The sequence below is a fragment of the Kingella pumchi genome (assembly GCF_022288825.1).
Taxonomy (GTDB): Bacteria; Pseudomonadota; Gammaproteobacteria; order Burkholderiales; family Neisseriaceae; genus Kingella_D; species Kingella_D pumchi.
In genome coordinates this window covers 63,725-68,848 of record NZ_JAKOOW010000022.1, presented here as the reverse complement: position 1 = coordinate 68,848, position 5,124 = coordinate 63,725, and the positions used below count along the sequence as shown (strand labels likewise).

At 61.6% G+C, this 5,124-nt stretch carries 5 protein-coding genes; 2 read left to right on the top strand and 3 right to left on the bottom strand.

All coding sequences use genetic code 11. The features are described 5' to 3' along the window. Positions 1-216, top strand: a 216-nt coding sequence (locus MB824_RS05365) for a hypothetical protein (protein ID WP_238746574.1), incomplete at its 5' end; no start/stop codon positions are given. Between the two features lie 89 nt (positions 217-305). On the opposite strand, the gene pta is transcribed toward MB824_RS05365, so the two are convergent. The 3 genes from pta to MB824_RS05350 all read right to left on the bottom strand — a co-directional run bounded on the left by pta (position 306) and on the right by MB824_RS05350 (position 4,173). Next, positions 306-1,799 (bottom strand): phosphate acetyltransferase, encoded by a 1,494-nt coding sequence (pta, locus tag MB824_RS05360; RefSeq protein ID WP_238746573.1) that lies wholly within the window; start codon positions 1,797-1,799, stop codon positions 306-308. A 144-nt stretch (positions 1,800-1,943) separates the two neighbouring features. Next, on the bottom strand, positions 1,944-3,086 hold the full coding sequence (dapE, locus tag MB824_RS05355) for a succinyl-diaminopimelate desuccinylase (RefSeq protein ID WP_238746572.1): 1,143 nt from the start codon (positions 3,084-3,086) through the stop codon (positions 1,944-1,946). Between the two features lie 127 nt (positions 3,087-3,213). Then, the gene (locus MB824_RS05350; RefSeq protein ID WP_238746571.1) at positions 3,214-4,173 is read right to left on the bottom strand and encodes a hypothetical protein; all 960 of its coding nucleotides are present in this window, start codon (positions 4,171-4,173) and stop codon (positions 3,214-3,216) included. Between the two features lie 285 nt (positions 4,174-4,458). Here MB824_RS05350 and MB824_RS05345 point away from each other — a divergent pair, with 285 nt between their 5' ends. Continuing rightward, positions 4,459-5,055 carry a CoA pyrophosphatase gene (locus MB824_RS05345; protein ID WP_238746570.1) on the top strand — a complete coding sequence of 199 codons (597 nt, stop codon included), beginning with the start codon at positions 4,459-4,461 and terminating at the stop codon, positions 5,053-5,055. The last annotated feature ends 69 nt before the right edge of the window (positions 5,056-5,124 follow it).

Below are 5,124 nucleotides of genomic sequence, written 5' to 3'. Positions count from 1 at the left end.
AAAATTAATAGCGCCATGATTAAAAATGGTAGTTTTCATGTCAAACCACTGCTTAGCGAATATGAATATAAAAAAATGTTTTGCGTAAATAAAGATATATTAGTTATTTTTGCTGATTACACAAGTTTGTACGAGCATTGCAAAATTGGTGTCCAATTGGAATGGAAAAGCTATTCAAGCTGCACCAAGTCCAAAGAGGGTTATTCCATTTATTAAGCCGGCCATCCCCAACGCATCCAAACAAAAGCAGCCTGAAAACCGAGATTCCGGTTTTCAGGCTGCTTTTTTATTGCCAACTAATCAGCTTATTTGGCCTGCTCGATCTGCTCGGCCTGGATGGCGGTAAGGGCGATGGTATAGACGATGTCTTCCACCAGCGCGCCGCGCGAAAGGTCGTTTACCGGCTTGCGCAGGCCTTGCAGCATGGGGCCGACGCTCAGCACGTTGGCGTTGCGCTGCACGGCTTTGTAGGTGCAGTTGCCGGTGTTCAGGTCGGGGAAGACGAACACGGTGGCTTTGCCGGCGACGGCGCTGTCGGGCGCTTTGGATTTGGCGACGCTCTCGACCACGGCGGCATCGTATTGCAGCGGGCCGTCCACCGCCAGATCGGGGCGTTTTTCGCGCACCAGGCGGGTGGCTTCGATAACGGCATCAACATCGGGGCCGCTGCCGGAATTGATAGTGGAATAGGAAATCATCGCCACACGCGGCTCGATGCCGAAGGCTTTGGCCGAATCGGCCGACTGGATGGCAATCTCTGCCAGCTGCTCGGGCGTGGGGTTGGGATTGACCGCGCAGTCGCCGTAAACCACGGTCTGGCCGGGCAGCAGCATAAAGAATACGCTGGATACGATGCTGGCATTGGGCGCGGTTTTAATCAGCTGCAATGCAGGGCGGATGGTGTTGGCGGTGGTGTGCACGGCGCCGGAAACCAGGCCGTCCACATCGTTTTGCGCCATCATCATGGTGCCCAGCACCACGGTGTCTTTGAGCTGTTCGCGCGCCTGCTCTTCGGTCAGACCTTTGGATTTGCGCAGTTCGCACATCGGCGCGACGTATTGCTCGGCGATGCTTTCGGGATCGATGATTTCCAGGCTGTCCGGCAGGGCGATGGCCAATTCCTGCGCCACGGCATGCACCGCGTGGCGGCTGGCCAAGAGCACGCAGCGGGCGATGCCTTTTTCGTGGCAGATAGCGGCGGCGCGCACGGTGCGCGGCTCGGCGCCTTCGGGCAGCACGATGCGTTTGTTTGCCTTGCGGGCGGCCTGCATCATGTTGTAGCGGAACTGCGCGGGCGACACACGGTCGCTGCCGGTTTTCGCCAAATGAGCGGTATTTTCCGGCTTGGCGGCACTGCCCAGATACGGCAGTTTCACCAGTTCGGCGGTTTTCGGATTGTCGGCAACCACGCCGGCGAACACCACGTCGCGGCCGGCGAAGGTCTGCTTGGCGGCGGCCACGCGGCGCGCGCTTTCGGCGGAATGGTCGCCGCTCACGGCAAACACCACCGCCGCATTAAACGACAGCGCCAGCTCGACGTTTTGCGATGACAGCAAAAGATTGTCGGCATCGGGCTGAATGCCCTGAATCACCACATTCTGCTGCGGCAGCGCGCCGACTTCGCCCACCAGCAGATCGAGCCAGTCGTCGCCCTTGCCTTCGGACAGCAGGCGCTCGGCACGTTCAGCATCGGCCAGCGGATTGAAAACGGCCGCATCGGGAAGCGTTGCGGCCACGGCTTGGGCAACGGCACCGCTGTTGGCATAGCGGCCCACCGGCACAATCAGGATTTTGGACATAGTATTTTCCTTTGGTAATCAGACAAACGGACAAGGCGGCAATATAGCGTATTTGCGCCGATTGATAAACCGCTTTATCCGGCAAAAAGCAGCCTGAAAGCGGCAAAAAACGCTTTTCAGGCTGCTTTTTTTGTCCCGACCTTTTCAGGCTGCCAGCAGATCGGCGAGCATGTTTTCATACACCGCCGAAAGTTTGGGAATATCGGCCAGTTCCACGTTTTCATTAACCTGGTGGATGGTGGCATTGACCAGCCCCAGCTCGATCAGCTCGCGGGCGACGGCTTTGATAAAGCGGCCGTCGGACGTGCCGCCGGTGGTGGAGAGCGCGGCGTCGATGCCGCAGACGGCTTTTACCGCGCGTTTGGCGCTGTCGGTCAGGCGGCCGGCTTCGGTTAGGAAGGGATGGCCGGAGAGCGACCAGTCGAGCGTATAGTTCAAACCGTGCGCGTCCAGAATTGCGTGTACCCGTTTTTTCAGACTGCTTTCACTGCTTTCGGTGCTGAAACGGAAGTTGAACTTCACGTCCAAATCGCCGGGAATCACATTGGTGGCGCCGGTGCCGCCTTGGATATTGGAAATCTGAAAGCCGGTGGGCGGGAAATAGGCGTTGCCGTTGTCCCAATGCTCGGCGGCCAGCGCGGCCAGCGCGGGGGCGGCGCGGTGGACGGGGTTGTCGGCCAGATGCGGATAGGCGATATGCCCCTGCTTGCCGATCACTTTCAGGCTGCCTGAAAGCGAGCCGCGACGGCCGTTTTTCAGGGTGTCGCCCAGCTGCTTTTCGGCGGTCGGTTCACCGACGATGCAGTAGTCGATGCTCTCGCCGCGCGCTTTGAGCGCATCGACCACGCGGGTGGTGCCGTCGGCGGCGTCGCCTTCTTCGTCGGACGTAATCAGCAGGGCGATGCTGCCGCCGTGATCGGGATGTGCGGCGACAAAGCGCTCGCAGGCGGTAACGAAGCAGGCGATGGCGCTTTTCATATCGGCGGCGCCTCGCCCGTAGAGCCGGCCGTCGCGCTCGTTGGGCACAAAGGGCGGGCTGTCCCACGCCGCTTCGTTGCCGGCGGGCACCACATCGGTATGGCCGGCAAAACACAGCAGCGGCGCCGCCCTGCCGCGCCGCGCCCACAGGTTTTTGGTATTGCCGAAGTTCATTTCTTCGATTTCAAAACCGATGGCGGCCAGGCGTTTTGCCAGAATCTGCTGGCAGCGGCGGTCATCGGGCGTTACGGAGGGTTCGGCAATCAGTTGTTTGGCCAAATCAAGGGAGGCGGTTTCGTGGGAAGACATGGAAGGCAGCCTGAAAAGTTGGAAAATCAAAAGGGGCGGATTTTAACCGATGGGCGGGCAAAAGGGCGAAAAGCAGCCTGAAAACGGCTTTCAGGCTGCCTATGCCGCTTGGCGGCGTTTAAGCGTTTTAAGCGTCGAGCCGCTCGCCGTTAAAGGTGCGGCGCCGTTTCCAAAAGGCAAACTGCGGCTTGGGCGGCACGGTAAGCATGCCGCCGGTCAGGCCGTCGCACACCAGGCGCAGGCCTTTCAGGCTGCCGGTTTTGAGCGCGTCCCACACCGGGGCGAAAAAGTCTTTTTCCCAAGCGGCAAGGATATCAAGATAGCGGGCGGGGTCGTCGCTGCCGGCGTTTAAGGCATCGAGCCACAAGGCGCTGCGGTTGATGTCGGCGCTGGCGTTGCGGCACTGCTGCTGCCAGGCGGCAAAGTCCTGCGGCTCGTCGGCGCTGTTCAGCGTGCTGTGGCTGCGCCACGGATTGCTGCTGCCCACCAGCTCAAAGGCTTCAGCAGGCGCCGGCAGCGCCGGCGGCGTCCACAGCCAAACGGCATTGACCGGAATGCCGCGGCCGCTGTTGAGCGGATGGGCGTGCAGCCACATTTGGATTTCGGTCTGCATCGACAGCCATTGGCGCGCGTTTTCGCCCTGCGCGCGGGCGGAGCCGTCGATCAGCCCTTCGGCCTGCCACAGCGGCGGCGCCTGCCAGCACACCGCTTCGGGCAGGGTCAGCAGCCACAAATCGGGGCGCAGCACGGCAAACTCGGCATCGCCGGCGAAAAACTCGTTCAGCCCGCGGCACCATTGTTCGGCTTCTTCAGCGCCGATGCCAAGCATGGCGCCGCCGTGCTGCATAATGCTGTTCATGCCGGTGCGCTGGCACACCGGACTGGCATAAGCCTGATTGGCCGGCAGATCGAAAGCGGCGCCGAGCCAGCGGCCGAGCATCTCGCCGCGCTCGGCGGCTTCGCCGGCAAAACGGCCGAAGCGCAGCAGGTGGTTTAAAGCGGGGGTGGGCGGCAATGGCAGTTGGGCGGCGTTTTCGCGCAGCAGGCCGGGAAGAATCAGGGTAAACATGGGCGGATAAAACGGCAAAAGCAGCCTGAAACGGCCGCCGAAACAGAAAAAACGGTTTTTCAGGCTGCCAAACTTGCCGGCAGCGCCAACCGGGTGGAAAAACCGGCGGATTCTAGCATTTTTCCGTTTTTCAGGCTGCCTGCAGGATCAGAGCGCCGCCGCTGTCCGCAAGCAGCCTGAAGTTTGTGCGCGACAAGACGCGCGTTTTCAGGCTGCCGCCGTTGAAAAAGCGCTGCCCAAGCCTTAGCATGGCCGCCTTAACTCTTTTCCCAACCGTTTTCAGGCTGCCCTGCCGTTTGCGCCATGATTCCGAACGACTTGACCGCTTTTCTCGCCGCGCTCCACCGCCACCCGCCGTCCGGCGCGTTGGCTGCGCGCAATTTCAGCGTGCGCCGCCACCGCGGCACCTTTAAAGAAGCCGCGGTGCTGGTGGGCATTGTGCCCGATGCTGCCGGCGCCCAGCTGCTGCTGACCCGCCGTACCGCCAGTCTGCGCCAGCACGGCGGCCAGATTGCCTTTCCCGGCGGCCGCCAAGACCCGCAAGACGCCGGCAGCCACACCGCCACCGCCCTGCGCGAAGCCGCCGAAGAAATCGGCACCCCGCCCGAGAGCTGGCAGACCTTCCCGCCGCTGCCGCCCTTTTATTCGCCCACCGGCTACAGCGTCCGCCCCGTGCCCGCGCTGCACACCGGCGGCAGCTGGCGCGCCAGCCCCGACGAAGTGGCGGAAATCTTCCTGCTGCCGCTGGCCACCGCGCTGAACCCCGACGCCTACCGTTTCCGCCCGCTGCCGCAGGAGCCGGCGCGCGTCGTCCCCGCCCTGCCCTACCGCCATTACGACATCTGGGGACTGACCGCCGCCATTCTCTACCACATCGCCCAAGCGGCGCAGGCAGCCTGAAAAGCGCCGGCAGGTTTTCAAGCTGCCTGCGTTCCGTTCATTTCCACCCATACTTCTTGCAAAATCGCA

Excerpts from the sequence above, each read along its gene's own strand:
- MB824_RS05345 (WP_238746570.1), top strand. The coding sequence starts at position 4,459 with ATGATTCCGAACGACTTGACCGCTTTTCTCGCCGCGCTCCACCGCCAC.
- dapE (WP_238746572.1), bottom strand. The coding sequence starts at position 3,086 with ATGTCTTCCCACGAAACCGCCTCCCTTGATTTGGCCAAACAACTGATT.
- pta (WP_238746573.1), bottom strand. The coding sequence starts at position 1,799 with ATGTCCAAAATCCTGATTGTGCCGGTGGGCCGCTATGCCAACAGCGGT.